Below are 16,951 nucleotides of genomic sequence, written 5' to 3'. Positions count from 1 at the left end.
ATGTCACTTCTCAAACGTCTTGGAAGCACGCCAACAAGCCCAGAGCCAGCAGCACCACCAGCGCCAGTTCAACCCATGGCTGGCGAGCAATCAATGCCTGAATATCGGTCATCGTCGTTGACTCCGCTTAGCCCTCCACCGCCACCAGCCCCAAGCTCGGCTCCAATGCCAAGCGGCAATCTGAGTGCCTTGGCCGGCTCAAGCTCTGGCCTCAGCGCTGGCACGATCAATACTAGTGGCTTTTTGGTGCTCGCCGATCGCGATGCTCATCGCAAATTACTTGAGCTTTCACTCTGGATTGTCGATAAAATTCAGGCTTCGGCTGGCTCGCAAACCCAGCTGCAACGCAACGAAGATTCCGAGCGGCTGATTCAAGAGCGCTTTACCACCTTTGTCCGCCAATCGAGCACAAACCTCGATCAAGATGGCATGAAATTGCTCTATCAAATGGTGCTTGATGAATTATTTGGCTTCGGCCCGCTTGAGCAACTGATTCGCGATGATAGCATTACTGAAATTATGGTCAACAGCGCCACCGTGGTCTATGTTGAACAACGTGGTAAATTGACCCTTTCACCAGTTATTTTCGCCTCAGAAGATCATGTGCTCAAAGTGATCGACCGGATTATTCGGCCACTTGGACGACGGGTTGACCGCAAGTGGCCAATGGTCGATGCCCGTTTGCCCGATGGCTCGCGGGTAAATGCAATCATTCCGCCATGTGCAATTGATGGCTCATCGCTGAGTATTCGTAAATTCTCCAAGAAAAAGCTCCAAGTCAGCGACTTGATCAACTATGGCTCAATGACCAAGGAAATGGCCGACTTCCTGAATGCCTGTGTGGTCAGCGCCATGAACCTGATCGTCTCTGGCGGTACTGGTTCGGGTAAAACCACTTTGCTCAACGTGCTTTCCAACTTCATCCCCGATCACTACCGCATTTGTACGATTGAAGACTCAGCAGAACTTCAACTTGGCAAAGACCACGTTATCCGGCTTGAATCCAAGCCTGCCGATATTGATGGCTCTGGCTTGGTCACCATCCGCGACCTTGTGAAGAACTCGCTGCGGATGCGCCCTGACCGAATTGTGGTCGGGGAAATTCGCGACGGCGCGGCGCTCGACTTGCTCCAAGCAATGAACACCGGCCACGACGGCTCAATGTCGACTGTCCACGCCAACACGCCGCGCGACGCAATTCGCCGTTTGGAAACCTTGGCCTTGATGTCGGGTTTGGATTTGCCAGTCGCGGTTATTCGCGAGCAAATTGCCTCGGCAGTGCATGTGATTGTGCAGCAAGCGCGTTTGCGCGACGGCTCGCGGAAAGTTGTAGCGGTCACCGAAGTCCAAGGCATGGAAAGCGGTCAGGTGGTGTTGCAAGACATCTTCATCTTCGAAGATCAAGGCACTGCCCCCGATGGCAAAGTGTTGGGTGTTTTGCGGCCAACCGGTACACGACCCCGCTTTACGCCAGTCCTCGAAGCCAAAGGCTTCAAATTGCCTCCATCAATCTTCGGCGCAACCTTCCCAGGCATGCGGCGCTAAGCTTCTAGTCTCTCATCAAGCAACAACCCGTAGGATTCATCATTCCTACGGGTTGTTTGGCGTTGGCAGGTTGTGCTATGATCGCTAGTAATAATCATTCATAGCAAAGGGGAGCGTAATGGCTCGACAAACCTGGACTCGCCGAAGTGCAATCTTGGCTGGCTTGCTGCTAGCGCTGTGGGGTTGTGGGCAGTATATCGCCCCAGCCACCAAACTCGCGATTAATCCAAATGCCGACTCAGGTGCTTACTACCCAGCAATCTATGTTGATAGCAACGATCTGCGCCATTACGCTTGGGCCGAATGCCAAGCAGGCAATGGCTGCGACCTAATTTATAGCCGAATGCGCGGCCCCAATGAACTGTTACGCCACACCATCAGCGCCGATAATTCGACGGCAACCCTTGGCTACACCAGTTTAACCGGCGATATTAGCGGCACAATCCACTTGGCCTACCTCAGTAACCAAACGAGCTTGACCCAAGGCGAGCCAAGTTATCGCCCCTATGTCGTCAGCATTAGCCCCGACGGCGCAACCGTCAGCCAACCGGTCAGTTTGCAAGGCGAAAGCATCAACAATAGCTTGATTAACCCAATCGCCGTGCGCAATAGCGATGGCTCACGCGTTGGCGTGCTCTACACAATGCTCATTCAAGAACAACAAATAACCAAGCAAGCGCTGGTTTATCGCCAAATCGTGCCCAGTTTGAGCCAACCAGTTGTGATCGAAAGCGTCGCCACCAATATTATTCTGACTCAACCACGAATCATCCTCAATAGCGCCAATGAAATTCATGTAGTCTATGGCAAGCGTTCGCTCCTCGTCAATCAACGCAACTTTGGCGGCGACCCAACCCTCGACGAAATTCGCTATGCCCATGGAACGCTAATTGGCATGACTGCGCGCACCGTTGATAGTTACACCAGCGCATCAAACATTATTCCTTTTGTCTACGATCTCAGTTTGAGCGATAACGTGTATGTAACCTATATCAAGCATCCAAATGGCGCTCCACCGCGTGGAATTGCGACCGATAGCCTGCGCATGCACAACGCAACTGCTAACACGACCAGCGATTTAGTCTTGCCGTCGATTCGCGAGCCATGGAGCATCAGTGAAATTAGCACCGTCAGCGATGGCACAGGTCGGCCAACTGTCTATTTTGCTGGTAGCAACAATAGCTTCAGCGATCCATTTGTCTATGATGTTTGGCAATACGATGTCCAAGCCAGTGATGGGATTAATCTCACCAATACGCCTGATCAGCATGAAAACAATCTTGCAAGTAGCCGCTTCCAGCTTGTCGATTTGGTTGCATGGCAGGCCGATAGCTTTAGTAGCAGCGGCTGTACAACTCAAATTATTAGCTATCGCAGTGATTTAGCCAATCAATTGCATATCGCCGAACAGTTTCTCAACCCATTGGGCTGCACCCCAAGCGTACTCCAAATGAGCGTTGGCAACGACGTGGCAGCGGGCGTTTGGATCTCGGTTGCCAAGAATGATCCAACGCTCAACGTACCAGCAACTGCATTTAATAGTTATGGAACGTTTTTACCCATTACCCAACGCTAAAGCTTGTAATCAGGCCAAAGGATGACTTAATAATCAGCCTCATGCCGCTACAACAGATTGGGCTATGCGCTGATACTGCTCACAGCACTTATTTACACGATTTTTTGAGGAGCATATGCAAGCAGTAGCCCAATATACCCTGCGCCCTGCAAGTTTAGCTGATATTCCAGCAGCAGTTGCGCTAATCAACCGTTGTTCGATGGAAGAAGCGAATGTCATTGAAATTACTGAAGCCGAGTTAGCCAGCGAGTGGGAAGATCCCGAATTTAACATTGAAACCGATAGCTTAACCATGTGGGATGGCGACAACCTGATTGGGGTCGCAGGGGTCTTCAATCACGATCCATTTGTTCATGGCTATGGTTGGACGCGCGTACATAGCGATTATGCTGCAAGTGGAGTTCAAAGCCAACTTTTGGATTGGTTGGAGCAACGCACTAGCCAAGATATTGCCAAAGCCCCAAGCGATGCTGCGGTCAGCGTCTATCATGGCGTGCTCAGCACCAATCACGAATTGGCCAACAGTCTGCAAGCCCATGGCTATAGCCTTGTGCGCCACTTTTTGCGCATGGTCATTGAATTGGCTGATTATACGCCGCAACCAGTCCAATTGCCCGAAGGTTTGATCATTCGGCCTTATGATCCAGCAACTGAATTGCCAGCGGTCATTACGGCGGTACGCGATTCGTTCCGCGATCATTGGGGTTATCTCGAATCGCCCTTTGAAAAAGAGCTGAAACATTGGGAAGAAATGATCAGCCGCGAGCCAAATTATGATCCTTCGCTGTTCTTCATCGTCTGCGATGGTGACCAAATTGCCGCAGTTGCTATGTGTTGGAAGCATATCACCGAAGATCCAACAATGGGCTGGGTTGGTACGCTGGGCGTGTGTCGGCCATGGCGGCGCAAAGGCTTAGCCAAAGCAATGCTCTACCATGCCTTCAACGAATTTGCCAAGCGTGGCCAAGAGCGGGTTGGCTTAGGGGTCGATGCTTCAAGCCTGACTGGTGCAACCAAGGTATATTCCGACGTTGGCATGAAGTCGGTGCGCCAATTCGACCGCTACCAAAAAGTATTGCGGCCAGGGGTTGAACTCGGTACCGAAACCGTCGAAGCCTAATTTTCAAGCCAAAACCAAGCCAACCACCAGAGTAGTATACTGTGGTGGTTGTCGGCTTTTTAGGAGCAAGATCATGGCCCATTTTATGTTGGAGATTACCTATACCGTGCCGCTAGCGCAAATCGAAACCAAATTAGCTGAGCATCGAGCATTCTTGCAAGCAGGCTATGACCAATGCTTGTTGCTTAGCTCAGGCCCACAAAATCCGCGCATCGGCGGCATTGTCATCGCCCGTGCGTCCTCGCTTGAGGCAATTCAGGCTTTCTTCGCCAACGATCCCTATCAGATTGCCAACTTTGCTGAGTATCGTTTTGTCGAGTTCAATCCAGTCAAATATCAGCCATGGCTCGAAGAATGGGTGACGGGCAGCGTTGAATAATGCTGATTGGCTGGTTGTCTGTTGCGATTAACAACCAGCCAATTGCTCATTAATCGTGCAAAAACGGTTCGTCAGCATGCACCGCAGCAACCGCTGGCTCGTCGCCGCGCCGATAGGCAAAGGCCATGCGTGGCGTATTATGCGCCCAACCAAATTCGCCTTGGGCATTCAACACAATACAGCCTGCTAAGCCTTGCACCCGCCGCTCCAAAAAAGCAATATTGGCTTTGGCCGCTTCGTGGGGCGAAGCAGTGCGCAATTGATCAGCGACACTTTTGGCCAAACAAACTTTCATAATCGATTCGCCCCAGCCTGTGGTCGAGCAACCGCCAGTTTCATTATCTGCATACAAGCCACTACCAACCAACGGCGAATCGCCGACCCGCCCGGGCAATTTGTTGGGAATTCCGCCGGTTGACGTTGCAGCCGCAATCGTGCCAAAGCTATCAAGCGCCACCGCGCCAACCGTATCGTGCGCAGAATGAAAGGCATCGCGGCCTTTGTAGTTGGGGTTTGATTGTTGTTCCTGCCAGCGTTGGCGTTCGCGCTCCACCACCAACTCAGCAGGATCGCACAACTCAGCACCATGCTCAATCGCAAATTGCTCAGCACCATTGCCAACAATCAACACATAATCGCTTTCGAGCACTTGGCGGGCAACGCTAATCGGATGGCGTACGCGTTGGACTGCGGCAACCGAGCCAGCCCGCATACTCGCGCCATCCATAATCCCTGCATCCAATTCAACTTCGCCAATCGCATTCAGAAACGAACCCACCCCAGCATCAAATGTTGGGTCATCTTCGAGCACCCGAATCGCAGCTTCAACTGCATCAAGCGCAGTGCCGCCTTGCGCCAAGACAGCCCAACCAGCATCAAGCGCCGCCAAACAGCCCTGTTTGTGGGCATCAATTTGATCATCGGGCATGTTCCAAGCCCCACCATGGACAATCAGGGCAATCATCGCTGCTCCTTTGCTGCGAAGAATGAATGCTTCAATGTTGGTATTTTAATCGAATTTTTGCGGTCAGGGTTCAGGATTCAGGGGCTAGGGGTCAGGAAGAATTAACCGCGAAGATCACGAAGGTCAATTTAAATTTAATGGTTCTATAGGGTTGTTGATGTCAGAGTTCAGGGGCTAGGGGTCAGAATTGCTAAACATAACAACTATGGTCAAAACTCCATCTTCGTGCCCTTCGTGGTTAAAAATATGGCCTTATAATCTGACCCCTGACCCCTAATCCCTCGCCCCTACTTCATCGCCATCAAAATTTGCCACTGGCTCGCTTCATCGAAGGCGACGATTGGCAGCACCGCATCGCCAAACACTGCTTGCACCCGCAAACCAGCCCGTTGTAAATAGTGCTGCCACTCAGGAAAGGTATATAAACGAATCCGTTCGCCTGGATGCACAGCCTCGCCGCCGTTTGGCTCAATATAACGATAGGCGGTTTCAATCGTGCCAGTAATAGGGTTAAAGTGCGATTCGCGCAACACATAGCCTGGCCCCACCTGATGCCAGCCGCGCCGATAGTGTTGCATATAGCTGCTAATTTGATAGGGATTGATGCATTGCAGCACCAATCGACCTTGGGGCACAAGATGATCAGCCAGATCATTGAGCAATTGTTGATGTTCAAAATCGCTGAAAAAGCCCAATGAGCTATTCATAATCAAGATCACATCATACATGCCCAAATCGTCAAGTTGACGCATATCGCCAGCAATCACCCGCGCGGGCAATTGTTCAGCAGTAATTTGGGCGCTAAGCTGATCAACTAATGGCGTAGCTAATTCAACGCCATCAATGTGATAGCCACGCCGCGCCAAACCCAACAGATGCCGACCATTGCCACAGGCCAAATCCAAAATCCGCATCTCGGGAGTTAAATTCAACACCGTTTCCAAAAAATCAACTTCATTATTGGTCAAGCTGGCGGCAACGTCAGCATAAGTTGCAAACTCGTGAATTTGAAACAATTCTTCCCACCACATCCGCTGTTCATCCATTGCCACCTCGCTTATAATTTACAAACAATGCCAGTGATTGAGGGTCGCATATGTTGCCAGAAACACTTATTCAACAAATGAGCCATGGCTGGATTCACGCTCCGATTGCCTCGCTGATTTATCACCGCAGCGGGCGCGCCGAATTACTCAACCTTGCGGGAATGGAGTTATTGCAATATCTGCCCGAAGAAGCCACCCAAGCGCAACAACATTATAATCTGCATCGTGACCCTTCGCTCCAAGCGCCACTGACCAAAAATGCCATTACCTCGGCCTTCGAGGGCAAAAAATCGCGCATTAGCGAGCTAGATTATGAGTTGCTGAACGTCCATGCGCGGCCATCTGGTAAGCATATCGTGGCGCGGCTCAATCTGGCTCCCTTGCGCGTCGAGGAAAAAACTGGCGAGTATATTGTGGCGTTCTTTACCGATATTACTGCGCAAGTCATGATGCGCCGCGAACTCGATACGCGCAAGCACGAAATTCAGCTGGCTGAGCAGCAACAAGAAGCGATGCGCGCCGAAATCGAGGCCCGCTCGGCTCCGGTTGTGCCGGTGTTGCCTGGCATTTTGGTGCTACCGCTGGTTGGCGCAGTCGATTCACGCCGCGCCGAATATGTGCTGAATTGTTTGTTGGAAGCTGCCTCGGAGCATAGCGCCGACACATTATTACTCGATGTAACGGGAATTCCGGTCGTCGATACCGCAGTTGCTAATTATCTGCTGCAAGCAATCAAAGCCCTCAAGTTGCTTGGCACCGATACAATTGTCGTTGGCATCAGCCCTGAAATTGCCCAAACCCTCGTTCAATTGGGCTTGCGGCTCGAAGATATTACCACCCGCGCTGATTTGCAAAGTGGCTTGCAAACTGCGCTCCGTCGGCAAGGCCAAGTTATTCGTGCTCGTTCGTGAGGTGCACCCATGGCTTCTAGCTTAAATACACTCATTCGTAGTAGCGCTTGGTCGGTTATGTCAATCGGTTCAGCAATTTACGACAGCACTGGCAAGGCGGTCTATACCAACACTGCATTACGGCGGATTTTCAATCTCAGCCCAGCAGAAATGTTGGAGCTTCAGGGCAATTACAATTTATTTGATGATCCTTCGCTGGCCGATCCCGAGGTTCAGGCCGACATCAAACGCGCCTTTGCTGGCGAGAAAGTCCTTTTGCCAACTTTAGATTATGTGATTGTCGATGCCCATGGCCAGCCAAGCAATCGCCACTTAGCTGCACGGTTTACGCTCAAACCGTTGGGCGATGCCCAGCCGCCAGAATATGTCGTGGGCTATTTCCACGATGTCAGCGAAGCAATGGAGCTTGAAACCCAAATTAGCGCCCGCCGCGACGAAATTGCCCGGATGAGCCAGCAAGATTCCTTGCTCAAAGCCGAAATTGCTGCGCGGGCGGTGCCGGTCGTGCCGATTTTGCCAGGCATTTTGGTCTTGCCCTTGGTTGGCGGCATCGATCCCGTTCAAGCTGATCAAATTATCACCGCCTTGCTGCAAGCCAGCTCGCGCAACAACGCCGACACCGTAATCTTAGATTTGACGGGCGTGCCTGTGGTTGATACCGCCGTGGCCAACTACATTTTGCAGGCCATCAACGCACTTAAGTTGCTTGGCACCGAAACCATTGTGGTTGGGATTAGCAACGAAATTGCCCAAACGATTGTGCAATTGGGCATTCGCTTGGATAGCATCGCCACCCGCGCCGATTTGCAAAGTGGCTTAATGGCTGCCCTCGAACGCCAAAACTTGACGATCGAGTCGATCTAACGTGCTATAATCGCTGCATTATCTTCGTTCAATCTGGCTATGCCTTGGCATTGGCTTGTGGATAGGAATTCTGGTTTTGACCTTCATTTTGTTGCTTGATGAAGATCGGGCGTTTTCGGCCACGCTCGCTCGCACTTTAGAGATGGCTAGTTATCGGGTAATGCGCGAGTGGACTGAAACCAGCGCCCGCGAAGTTGCTCGCACCCAACAGCCCGACCTGATTTTGCTCGATCTTGAGCTGGGCCGCGAACAAGGCTGGGCCTTGCTTGATGAACTGGTAAGCTTGGGCTTGCGAGTCATGGTGATGTCGCATCGCAGCAGCGCCGAGGATATTGCTCGTGGCTTGCGGGCTGGTGCAACCGATTATATTACCAAGCCTTATCGCACCGAAGAATTGCTGGCGCGGATTGCGATTCGCTTGCGCCAAGCCCCGCCACCAGCCTTGCAACGCGCCGATACCCGTGCGCCCAAACTGGCAGCCGAGCCTGTAATCGAAACCCCTGAGCCTGAACCAGTGGTTGCGGTCGAAGCGCCTGCCTTGAATATTCCGCTTGGTCAGCGCCTGCGCCAAGCCCGCAAGCAGCGCAATATCTCGCTCGTCCAAGCCAATTTGGATACCAAAATCCAAATGTACTATATTCAGGCAATCGAAGAAGAAAAATATGCCCTGTTGCCGCGTGGCAGCGCCGCCGAAGAAATTGTGCAACGCTATGCCCAATTTTTAAGCGAAGATCCAGCTCAGGCCTTGGCCGAGTTTCGGCGATTGCACCATAGCGATGTTGAAACCCTGCGCAATTTGGGCGGTCAGCCAGTGCGTTATCAACGCCGAATTTCGTGGCCGTTAGTTTTGAGCCTCGTGGCGCTGTTAACCTGTGGCTTGGGTTCAGGCGCAATTGCCCTACTCTTCCCTGAAGAAACCCGCAACGTCACAACCAATGTGCGGGCGATGTTCAGCGACCCAACCGCCACGCCAACACTCACGCCAACGCCAACGGCAACTCCAACATTAACCCCAACGCTCACGCCGACGGCAACCCCAAGCTCAACGCCAACAGCAACGCCAGAACCAAGCCCAACCCTTGATCCAAATGCGCCAACGGCGACACCTTAAGGAGTTTATATGTCAATCAAAGCTGATCGCTGGATTAAGCGCATGGCCCAAGAACATGGCATGATCGAGCCATTTATCGATGGCCAAGTGCGCGGCGGAGTCGTCTCATACGGCTTGTCGTCGTATGGCTATGATATTCGGATCGCTGATGAATTTAAAATTTTCACCAACGTCAATTCAGCGGTGATCGACCCCAAAAACTTCGATCCACGTTCATTCGTCGATGTCAAAGCTGATGTCTGTATCATTCCACCAAACTCGTTTGTGCTCTGCCGCACGATCGAATACTTCCGCATTCCGCGCAATGTGCTATGTGTGTGCGTCGGCAAATCGACCTATGCAAGATGTGGTCTGATCGCGAATGTAACGCCCTTCGAGCCAGGCTGGGAAGGCTATGTGACGATTGAAATTAGCAACACAACGCCATTGCCAGCCAAAATTTACGCCAACGAAGGCATCGCCCAAGTGCTGTTTTTCGAGGGCGACGAGTTGCCAGACGTGGCCTATGATGATCGTTCGGGCAAGTATCAAGGCCAAACAGGCGTAACCTTGCCCCGAATTTAATTATTAATTTGGCCATTTTAATAAATCAGCCTACAATACAAGCAACCACCATGTTCGTGGTAGCAAGGAAGTAAAAGCGTATGTTGGTAACAGGTGTTGATTTAATTGAGATCGATCGGATTAATCAGGCAGTTTCGCGTTGGGGCCAGCGTTTTGCCCGCCGCGTGTGGACCGAAGCAGAATGGTTGCGTTGTCGCGATAGTGCTCAATCGCTCGCGGCGCGCTGGGCAGCCAAGGAAGCTGCCGCCAAAGCCCTTGGCGTTGGATTAAAGGGCATCGGCCACCCCGCTTGTTCGGTTGCATGGCGCGAGATTGAAGTAGCCAACGATCCCCAAGGCAAGCCGATGTTGCGGCTCCACGGCGCAGCCCAACAACGCTCCGAAGAACTCGGCATTCGTCATTGGTCGGTCAGCCTTTCACACAGCGGCGAGCAAGCAATCGCGTTTGTGGTAGGCATGGGCTAGCTCAAATAGAATCAATGGGCGCTAGGCAAAACCTAGCGCCCATTTTTGTTATTTAGCAGGATCTTGCAAGAATGAAATCAAGCGGCCTTCTGCATCATACAACGAAGCATTATCATTATCTTTGTCATTCCAAATTGAGCCAGTTGCAGTCGAATTAATTGGGCGGGTTTCGCCAGCAGCAAGGCTACCACTCAATGTTGCATGCAATTGGTTGCCGCGAATGCTGCAAATTCTCCAGCCATCAATCGCCACTGGAGCATTGCTTACATTTTGCAGCACCACCGTTTCAGTCTTTTTATTGACGCTCACAATTTTCACAGGATAATTGCTGGCCACGGTTGGGTCGGCTTGGCAATTATTAAATGATGGTGGCGGTGGTGCAGGCGTTGGGGTAACAATCGGCGCAGGCGTTGGCGTTACTGGCGGCTGCGGCTGTGGCTGCGGAATCACGCCTCTGTTGTCCAAAACTTCTTTGCCCAACAAACCCAACAAAACTTTAAATTCGTCAGGATTACTGGGGTGCCATTCGAGCCGCGCCCGCTCAAACCATTGGGTTTGCACCGTATCGCCATTGGCGTTGGTTTCAAGATTCACTCCGGTCAAGGGCAAACCAAAGAGTTGCAACGAACGGGCATAATTATCCAAACCATCAATCTTCAAGCCATGCGATTGCCAATAGCTTTTGAAACCAAGCCCATTGCTTTGATCGCAGACGTTATGGCCAGTTTCTTCAAACCACAAACACCCTTCAACTGGGCCAGTTTCACGGGCTGCAACCTCACGCCCAAGCTGCTGCAAGCGTTCTTTGCCCAACAAGCCCAAGAGCACTTCATAGGCCGTGCCCGCATTTTCTGGGTGCACTTCAAAGCGATTGCGTTCGAGCCATTGGGTATGATAACTCATCCCAGTATCTGGGTTGGGTTCGGCTTTGGCAAAGGTAATTGGGTAGCCAAAAACTGGCAAGCCGCCGTTATCATCCCAATAATCACTGAACGGTTCTTCCAAACAATAGGGGTTGTTAACTTCGACGAAGCATAAATTATGGGCAGCGGCGGCGCGAGGCAATAAACCAGCAAGTAGTAAGAGCCAAATCCAACGGCGCATAGCAGTTCCTCAGCTAAAAAACGTCGTTGTTAGTATACCAAAAGCTAGCTTTTTTAATTGATTAAATAACAGCAGGCCCGCTGATCTGTGCGATCAACAAGCCTGTGGTTGGTGCCGAGGGCGGGAGTCGAACCCGCACCCCCTTGCGAGGAGAGATGTTTAAGACCTCAGCGTCTGCCATTCCGCCACCTCGGCGCAACGAGCAAGATTATAGCGCATATTAGATTTTTTGGCAAATTAGTTTCCGTTTATTGATATAATATATCAGTAATTTAACCATATGAGGTATTGGTATGAGCCTTGATCATGGAATCTATATGCTGCGCGAAGCAACGACCGCTGATTTGGCGGGAGCACGCCAGCTAATGTTACACACCTTTGAGCACGATTTTGGCATTGGCTACGTTGCCAAATGGCATGCTGACGTTGATAATTTAGCCGGAGCCTATCTGGCAAATCCACGCCAAGTGCTGTTTGTGGCGGTCGTTAAGGCAACTGGCGAGGTCGTCGGCACCTGCGCGGTGCGCACTAGTGGCCCCAAAGCGCCTTACAAGCCCGAATGGCTGGTTGAACGCTATAGCACCGCCGAAACCGCTCAACTCGTGCGGGTTTATGTTGCTTCAGATCATCGTCGAGCGGGCTTAGCACGCCGCTTGGTGAGCTTAACCCGCGATTGGATTCTCAATGAAGGTACATATCGTACAATTTATCTGCATACCAACCCAGCGATTGCCGGAGCCGAGCATTTTTGGCGCTCACTGCCAACCAGCGAAATCTACGACGATCGGCCAGATCAAGGCGAATTTCAAAATATTCACTTTGAAATGGATCACACAACGCCGATTATTTAATCATCGAGGGCAATTAATTCGCTTTCAGCATAGGTTAATTCACGAATAGCCACAGCACATTCTTGCCAGCGATCTTGAGGCAATGCCAGCATCAAGGTAATATCGCTGGCAAAATCTTCACTTTCAATCACCGGATCAAATGTATTGAGCAAACGGCGCAATACTTCATATTGATTATAATTAATTGTGACCATGCCAGTGCGGCGAATAACTTGTTCTTTGGTTGGTAAATCGTTGAGCGCTTTTTGCAAGGTTCCGCTATAAGCGCGTACCAAGCCGCCAGTGCCTAATTTGATGCCGCCAAAATAACGGGTTACGACTGCTGCAATATCGCCAATGCCACTGCCCTGTAAGACTTGCAACATCGGGCGGCCAGCTGTGCCAGCAGGCTCACCATCGTCCGACGAGCCAATTTCAGCGTGTGGGCCAAGCCCAATCTGAAACGCCCAACAATTGTGGTTTGCATCGGGATAACGCGCGGCAATTGTGGAAATTGCTTGTTTAGCTTCAGCCAAGGTTGGTGCATGCACCACCGTAGCAATAAAGCGCGAGTGTTTAATATCTTGTTCAAATTCATGCTCGTTGGCAGGAATTTGATAACGAGTTGGAGTCATAACAAATATCAACCTAGCTAAATTAATTGGCGTTCATAGGCAATCGATACCGCTTCGGTACGATTATGTGCGCCAAGCTTTTGAAAAATGCTGTTAAGATGAAACTTAACCGTGCGTTCAGTAATATTCAATGTATAGGCAATCTGTTTATTAGCAAAGCCTTGGGCTAATTCTTGCAAAACTTCGTGCTCACGCGGAGTTAATTCAACCAAGCTGGTATCGCGCTGCACTTGGCGCAACAATTTCGAGGCAATCAACGGGTGCAAAGTAGAGCCACCAGCATGAATCAAACGAATTGCGGCAAATAATTCGTCGCGCGGCGCACCTTTAAGCAAATAGCCCTGTGCGCCAGCCCGCACCGCCCCAATAATCCGCTCGTCAGTATCAAACGCAGTAAAGACTAAAACTCGTAGCTCAGATGCCGCTAAATCGAGCTGTTCGAGCACCGCAACGCCATCTAATTCTGGCAATTCAAGGTCAAGCAGCAGCAAATCGGGCTGAAGTTGCTGGCACAATGCCAAGGCTTGACGGCCATCGCTGGCCTCGCCAATCACCGCAAAATCGGCTTGGGTGCTCAAAATAGCAACCAAGCCCTCGCGCACCACCGGATGATCGTCAACAACAAGCATTCGAATCATGGATTTAACTCCCTAATGGCACGGCAATACAAACCTCGGTACCAGCGCCAAGGGTGCTTTTGATTTCAAGGCTGCCGCCAAGCAAGCGGGTGCGTTCATTCATACCAATTAAGCCAAAATGCTGGGGTTTGGCAAGGGTTGGGTCGAAACCACAGCCATTGTCATGCACGCAAATTTCAATCTGGCTTGGCGTAGCATGATATTCGACCACCACCTGGCTGGCGTGGGCGTGCTGGCGCACATTATTCAAGGCTTCTTGCACAATTCGCAACAAACCAACCTCAATTCGTAAGGGCAACGGCTGCAAGCCACCAATTGTTTGCAATTCAAAGCTAAATGGATCATGTTCGTGGTTCAAAGTTGCCAATGCCTCGACCAAACTCCGGCCTTCCAAGGGCGCGGCCCGCAGATCAAGCACCGAACGCCGTGCCTCATCAAGATTATAGCGCGTCCATTGCAGGGCTTGATGAATTTTCGCGCGGCCCCGTTCAGTTGCACCAACCTCGAGCAGAGCATCGGCGGTTTCGAGTTGCAACAAAACCGCAGTCAGGCCTTGGGCCAAGGTATCATGGATTTCGCGGGCAATTCGGTTGCGCTCCTCGACCGCACCTAAGCTCAGCGAGCGTTCAAACAAACGGGTGCGCTCAATCGCCATGCTCAGCAAATCGCCGACGGTGTGCAATAAGCGCAAATCATCGGCGCTCAATTCGCACCAATCGGGGCTGGCCACATTAAAAACCCCTAGTTTGCGGCCATGGGCCATCAAGGGAATCGACGAATGGAAGCGTACCTCAGCAGTGCCTTGCGGCACATGGCGTAAACGACTACAACGAATCACGCTGATATTGGCCGCGCGTTCCAAATTATCGTCACGAAAACGCTCCAAACAATAACAATCATCTTCCAAGGCTTGGGGGTGGCACAACACCGGAGGCAAATGGTAAGCCGCCGCCAAATAATGGGTCGTTTGATCATCGCGCAGCAGCCAAACCCAACCCGTGTGCAAACCAAGCAACTCTGTCACCAATTCCAAAACGGTTTGTAACGCCTGATCAAGCTGATTGCTCCGGTTAAGGGCCTCGGCAACCTGATTCAAAATCGTCAATTCATGGTTTCGGCGCGCCAACACCGCTGGATCATTGCTCATTATCAACACCTTTTTGGCCAATTTTGCCAAATTCATAGCCAAGCATGCCAAATTTGCCACCGTTGTGGCTCTCCACTACCAACCATTTTAGTGCGAGTTCGATAGTATGAGCAACTATTTTATCTCAATTAAGGAATTACCATCCAGTGAACAGCCACGCGAACGCCTGCGCGACTTTGGGCCGCAAGCATTGTCTGATGCTGAGATTTTGGCGATTTTGCTGCGAGTGGGCGTGCAAGGCATGAATGTGATTCAACTTGCGCAATTATTGCTGCGCGAACATGGCGGTTGGCATGGCCTGCAAAAGATCGAGTTCAGCGATTTATGTCGAGTACGTGGAATGGGCGAGGCTAAAGCAGCCCATATCAAAGCCGCGCTAGAAATTGGGCGGCGTTTGCTGCTGGCAGCACCCAACCAGCCGCTGCAAATTACATCACCAGCCGATGTGGTGGGCTTGCTGCAAGTTGAGATGAGCCATTTGGATAAGGAGCATCTGCGAGTTGTCATTCTCAACACCAAAAACCATGTGCTGAAAATCGAAAACGTGACAATTGGCTCGTTGAATAGCGCCAGCGTGCGCATTGCCGAGGTGTTTCGCGAGCCGATTCGGCTGAATGCGGCGGCAATTATCGTTGTGCATAATCACCCAAGCGGCGACCCAACGCCCTCGCCCGACGATATTTTGGTGACCAAACAATTGATTCAGGCTGGGCAATTGCTCGATATTGACGTGCTTGACCATTTGGTGATCGGTCAAGCACGCTGGGTCAGTATGCGCGAACGGCGCTTGGCTTGGTTGTAAGTTATTCCGCTGAATTCAAATTCGACAAGGTATGGCCCATGCGTTCGCGCTTGGTACGCAAATAAGCTTGGTTTTCGCTATTTGGGTCGGTTTCTAGGGAAAGCTGTTCGACAACGTGCAAGCCATAGCCTTCAAAGCCAATAATCTTTTTGGGATTATTGGTTAACAAACGTAAATCGCGCAAGCCCAAATCGGCCAACATTTGAGCGCCCAAGCCATAATCGCGTAAATCAGCAGGGAAGCCCAAGCGTTCGTTGGCCTCAACCGTATCTAAGCCTTGATCTTGCAGCATATAGGCACGAATTTTGTTGGTCAGGCCAATGCCACGACCTTCTTGGCGCAAATAGAGCAATACGCCACGGCCTTCTTGGGCAATGCGTTGCATAGCTTTTTCCAGTTGCGGGCCACAATCGCAGCGCAACGAGCCAAAGGCATCGCCGGTTAAACATTCTGAGTGAACGCGCACCAGCACAGGCTCGTCGGTTGAAATATCGCCCATAATCAAGGCCACGGCTTCTTTGGCTTGTTGGTCAGGTGTATCGATTTTGCTTTCGTAGGAGATAATTTGAAATTCGCCATAGGCCGTTGGCAAGCGAGCCTCGGCGGTACGCGTCACCAAAAATTCACGTTCGCGGCGATAGCGAATCAATTGCTCGACGCTAATAATTTTCAGATCATGCTTTTCGCCAAAGACGGTGAGGTCGGGCATGCGCGCCATCGTGCCATCGTCATTCATAATTTCGCAGATAACCCCTGCTGGATACAAACCAGCCAAGCGGGCCAAATCAACCGAGGCTTCGGTTTGGCCAACCCGCCGCAATACGCCGCCCTCGGCAGCGCGCAACGGAAACACATGGCCAGGCCGCGAAATATCGCTTGGCTTGGAGTTGGGATTAATCACGGTTTGGATGGTATGCGCTCGATCATAGGCTGAAATGCCCGTGGTTACGCCTTGCGCTGCTTCGATTGAAACGGTGAAATTCGTACCAAATTTGGAATTATTCGAGGTCACCATCATAGGAATTTCCAACTCGTCGAGGCGCTGACCAGTGATGGCCAAACAGATCAGCCCACGGCCTTCTTTGGCCATAAAATTAATTGCCTGTGGCGTAACAAACTGGGCAGCACATGCCAGATCACCCTCGTTTTCGCGATCTTCATCGTCGACGATGATCACCATTTTTCCGGCTGCATAATCTTGCAGTGCTTCTTCGATGCTTGCCAACGGCATAGCTTGACTCCTTATGCGAC

General features: G+C 51.2%; 18 protein-coding genes and 1 tRNA gene. 11 read left to right on the top strand and 8 right to left on the bottom strand.

The genetic code is table 11. The annotated features are described in order from the left end of the window. The 4 genes from JOD20_RS06060 (at position 1) to JOD20_RS06045 (ending at position 4,620) form a co-directional block, all read left to right on the top strand. Positions 1-1,545 (top strand): TadA family conjugal transfer-associated ATPase, encoded by a 1,545-nt coding sequence (locus tag JOD20_RS06060; protein WP_204754403.1) that lies wholly within the window; start codon positions 1-3, stop codon positions 1,543-1,545. 118 nt (positions 1,546-1,663) lie between these two features. After that, entirely contained in the window at positions 1,664-3,121 is a 1,458-nt protein-coding gene (locus tag JOD20_RS06055) for a hypothetical protein (RefSeq protein ID WP_204754402.1), read from the top strand. 115 nt (positions 3,122-3,236) lie between these two features. After that, positions 3,237-4,241, top strand: coding sequence for a GNAT family N-acetyltransferase (locus JOD20_RS06050; protein WP_204754401.1), 1,005 nt, complete (start codon positions 3,237-3,239; stop codon positions 4,239-4,241). Positions 4,242-4,314: 73 nt separating this feature from the next. Continuing rightward, positions 4,315-4,620 carry a YciI family protein gene (locus JOD20_RS06045; protein ID WP_204754400.1) on the top strand — a complete coding sequence of 102 codons (306 nt, stop codon included), beginning with the start codon at positions 4,315-4,317 and terminating at the stop codon, positions 4,618-4,620. 49 nt (positions 4,621-4,669) lie between these two features. Here JOD20_RS06045 and JOD20_RS06040 read toward each other — a convergent pair whose 3' ends face one another. Both JOD20_RS06040 and JOD20_RS06035 read right to left on the bottom strand, forming a co-directional pair. Next, complete coding sequence (locus tag JOD20_RS06040) at positions 4,670-5,584, bottom strand: isoaspartyl peptidase/L-asparaginase family protein (RefSeq protein WP_204754399.1); 915 nt, start codon at positions 5,582-5,584, stop codon at positions 4,670-4,672. 287 nt (positions 5,585-5,871) lie between these two features. Continuing rightward, entirely contained in the window at positions 5,872-6,630 is a 759-nt protein-coding gene (locus JOD20_RS06035) for a class I SAM-dependent methyltransferase (RefSeq protein ID WP_204754398.1), read from the bottom strand. Between the two features lie 50 nt (positions 6,631-6,680). On the opposite strand from JOD20_RS06035, the gene JOD20_RS06030 reads away from it, so the two are divergent. From JOD20_RS06030 to acpS, 5 genes are all read left to right on the top strand, one after another. Further along, positions 6,681-7,541 carry an STAS domain-containing protein gene (locus tag JOD20_RS06030; RefSeq protein ID WP_204754397.1) on the top strand — a complete coding sequence of 287 codons (861 nt, stop codon included), beginning with the start codon at positions 6,681-6,683 and terminating at the stop codon, positions 7,539-7,541. A gap of 9 nt (positions 7,542-7,550) precedes the next feature. Beyond that, positions 7,551-8,405 (top strand): STAS domain-containing protein, encoded by an 855-nt coding sequence (locus JOD20_RS06025; protein ID WP_204754396.1) that lies wholly within the window; start codon positions 7,551-7,553, stop codon positions 8,403-8,405. 76 nt (positions 8,406-8,481) lie between these two features. After that, positions 8,482-9,516, top strand: a complete 1,035-nt coding sequence (locus JOD20_RS06020; RefSeq protein ID WP_204754395.1) for a response regulator — start codon at positions 8,482-8,484, stop codon at positions 9,514-9,516. Positions 9,517-9,525: 9 nt separating this feature from the next. After that, positions 9,526-10,080 (top strand): dCTP deaminase, encoded by a 555-nt coding sequence (dcd, locus tag JOD20_RS06015; protein ID WP_204754394.1) that lies wholly within the window; start codon positions 9,526-9,528, stop codon positions 10,078-10,080. An 80-nt stretch (positions 10,081-10,160) separates the two neighbouring features. Further along, complete coding sequence (gene acpS / locus JOD20_RS06010) at positions 10,161-10,544, top strand: holo-ACP synthase (RefSeq protein WP_204754393.1); 384 nt, start codon at positions 10,161-10,163, stop codon at positions 10,542-10,544. 48 nt (positions 10,545-10,592) lie between these two features. Here acpS and JOD20_RS06005 read toward each other — a convergent pair whose 3' ends face one another. Both JOD20_RS06005 and JOD20_RS06000 read right to left on the bottom strand, forming a co-directional pair. Beyond that, complete coding sequence (locus JOD20_RS06005; protein ID WP_204754392.1) at positions 10,593-11,648, bottom strand: hypothetical protein; 1,056 nt, start codon at positions 11,646-11,648, stop codon at positions 10,593-10,595. Between the two features lie 109 nt (positions 11,649-11,757). Then, positions 11,758-11,843, bottom strand: a tRNA-Leu gene (locus JOD20_RS06000). Between the two features lie 98 nt (positions 11,844-11,941). Between JOD20_RS06000 and JOD20_RS05995 the strand changes: the two genes are divergently transcribed. Next, positions 11,942-12,499: a GNAT family N-acetyltransferase gene (locus tag JOD20_RS05995; RefSeq protein ID WP_204754391.1), complete on the top strand. Its 558-nt coding sequence runs from the start codon at positions 11,942-11,944 to the stop codon at positions 12,497-12,499. Here the strand turns inward: JOD20_RS05995 and JOD20_RS05990 are convergent. The 3 genes from JOD20_RS05990 to JOD20_RS05980 are packed head-to-tail and all read right to left on the bottom strand — an operon-like array spanning position 12,496 to position 14,898. After that, a complete protein-coding gene (locus JOD20_RS05990; protein ID WP_204754390.1) occupies positions 12,496-13,113 on the bottom strand; it encodes a YigZ family protein in 618 nt (205 codons plus the stop codon). The genes JOD20_RS05995 and JOD20_RS05990 overlap by 4 nt on opposite strands. 17 nt (positions 13,114-13,130) lie before the next feature. After that, positions 13,131-13,751: a response regulator gene (locus JOD20_RS05985; protein WP_204754389.1), complete on the bottom strand. Its 621-nt coding sequence runs from the start codon at positions 13,749-13,751 to the stop codon at positions 13,131-13,133. 4 nt (positions 13,752-13,755) lie between these two features. Continuing rightward, positions 13,756-14,898, bottom strand: a complete 1,143-nt coding sequence (locus JOD20_RS05980; RefSeq protein WP_204754388.1) for a GAF domain-containing sensor histidine kinase — start codon at positions 14,896-14,898, stop codon at positions 13,756-13,758. A 106-nt stretch (positions 14,899-15,004) separates the two neighbouring features. On the opposite strand from JOD20_RS05980, the gene radC reads away from it, so the two are divergent. Further along, a complete protein-coding gene (gene radC / locus JOD20_RS05975) occupies positions 15,005-15,700 on the top strand; it encodes a RadC family protein (RefSeq protein WP_204754387.1) in 696 nt (231 codons plus the stop codon). A 1-nt stretch (position 15,701) separates the two neighbouring features. On the opposite strand, the gene JOD20_RS05970 is transcribed toward radC, so the two are convergent. Then, positions 15,702-16,931 carry a bifunctional 3,4-dihydroxy-2-butanone-4-phosphate synthase/GTP cyclohydrolase II gene (locus JOD20_RS05970; RefSeq protein WP_204754386.1) on the bottom strand — a complete coding sequence of 410 codons (1,230 nt, stop codon included), beginning with the start codon at positions 16,929-16,931 and terminating at the stop codon, positions 15,702-15,704. Positions 16,932-16,951 lie beyond the last annotated feature (20 nt).

It is taken from the genome of Herpetosiphon giganteus (assembly GCF_016907925.1).
Lineage (GTDB): Bacteria > Chloroflexota > Chloroflexia > Chloroflexales > Herpetosiphonaceae > Herpetosiphon > Herpetosiphon giganteus.
This window is presented reverse-complemented; position numbering and strand designations above follow the sequence as displayed.

What these genes read in the sequence shown, in the direction of transcription:
- JOD20_RS06060 (WP_204754403.1), top strand. Translation starts at nt 1, where the DNA reads ATGTCACTTCTCAAACGTCTTGGAAGCACGCCAACAAGCCCAGAGCCA.
- JOD20_RS06055 (WP_204754402.1), top strand. Translation starts at nt 1,664, where the DNA reads ATGGCTCGACAAACCTGGACTCGCCGAAGTGCAATCTTGGCTGGCTTG.
- JOD20_RS06050 (WP_204754401.1), top strand. Translation starts at nt 3,237, where the DNA reads ATGCAAGCAGTAGCCCAATATACCCTGCGCCCTGCAAGTTTAGCTGAT.
- JOD20_RS06045 (WP_204754400.1), top strand. Translation starts at nt 4,315, where the DNA reads ATGGCCCATTTTATGTTGGAGATTACCTATACCGTGCCGCTAGCGCAA.
- JOD20_RS06040 (WP_204754399.1), bottom strand. Translation starts at nt 5,584, where the DNA reads ATGATTGCCCTGATTGTCCATGGTGGGGCTTGGAACATGCCCGATGAT.
- JOD20_RS06035 (WP_204754398.1), bottom strand. Translation starts at nt 6,630, where the DNA reads ATGGATGAACAGCGGATGTGGTGGGAAGAATTGTTTCAAATTCACGAG.
- JOD20_RS06030 (WP_204754397.1), top strand. Translation starts at nt 6,681, where the DNA reads ATGTTGCCAGAAACACTTATTCAACAAATGAGCCATGGCTGGATTCAC.
- JOD20_RS06025 (WP_204754396.1), top strand. Translation starts at nt 7,551, where the DNA reads ATGGCTTCTAGCTTAAATACACTCATTCGTAGTAGCGCTTGGTCGGTT.
- dcd (WP_204754394.1), top strand. Translation starts at nt 9,526, where the DNA reads ATGTCAATCAAAGCTGATCGCTGGATTAAGCGCATGGCCCAAGAACAT.
- acpS (WP_204754393.1), top strand. Translation starts at nt 10,161, where the DNA reads ATGTTGGTAACAGGTGTTGATTTAATTGAGATCGATCGGATTAATCAG.
- JOD20_RS06005 (WP_204754392.1), bottom strand. Translation starts at nt 11,648, where the DNA reads ATGCGCCGTTGGATTTGGCTCTTACTACTTGCTGGTTTATTGCCTCGC.
- JOD20_RS05995 (WP_204754391.1), top strand. Translation starts at nt 11,942, where the DNA reads ATGAGCCTTGATCATGGAATCTATATGCTGCGCGAAGCAACGACCGCT.
- JOD20_RS05990 (WP_204754390.1), bottom strand. Translation starts at nt 13,113, where the DNA reads ATGACTCCAACTCGTTATCAAATTCCTGCCAACGAGCATGAATTTGAA.
- JOD20_RS05985 (WP_204754389.1), bottom strand. Translation starts at nt 13,751, where the DNA reads ATGATTCGAATGCTTGTTGTTGACGATCATCCGGTGGTGCGCGAGGGC.
- JOD20_RS05980 (WP_204754388.1), bottom strand. Translation starts at nt 14,898, where the DNA reads ATGAGCAATGATCCAGCGGTGTTGGCGCGCCGAAACCATGAATTGACG.
- radC (WP_204754387.1), top strand. Translation starts at nt 15,005, where the DNA reads ATGAGCAACTATTTTATCTCAATTAAGGAATTACCATCCAGTGAACAG.
- JOD20_RS05970 (WP_204754386.1), bottom strand. Translation starts at nt 16,931, where the DNA reads ATGCCGTTGGCAAGCATCGAAGAAGCACTGCAAGATTATGCAGCCGGA.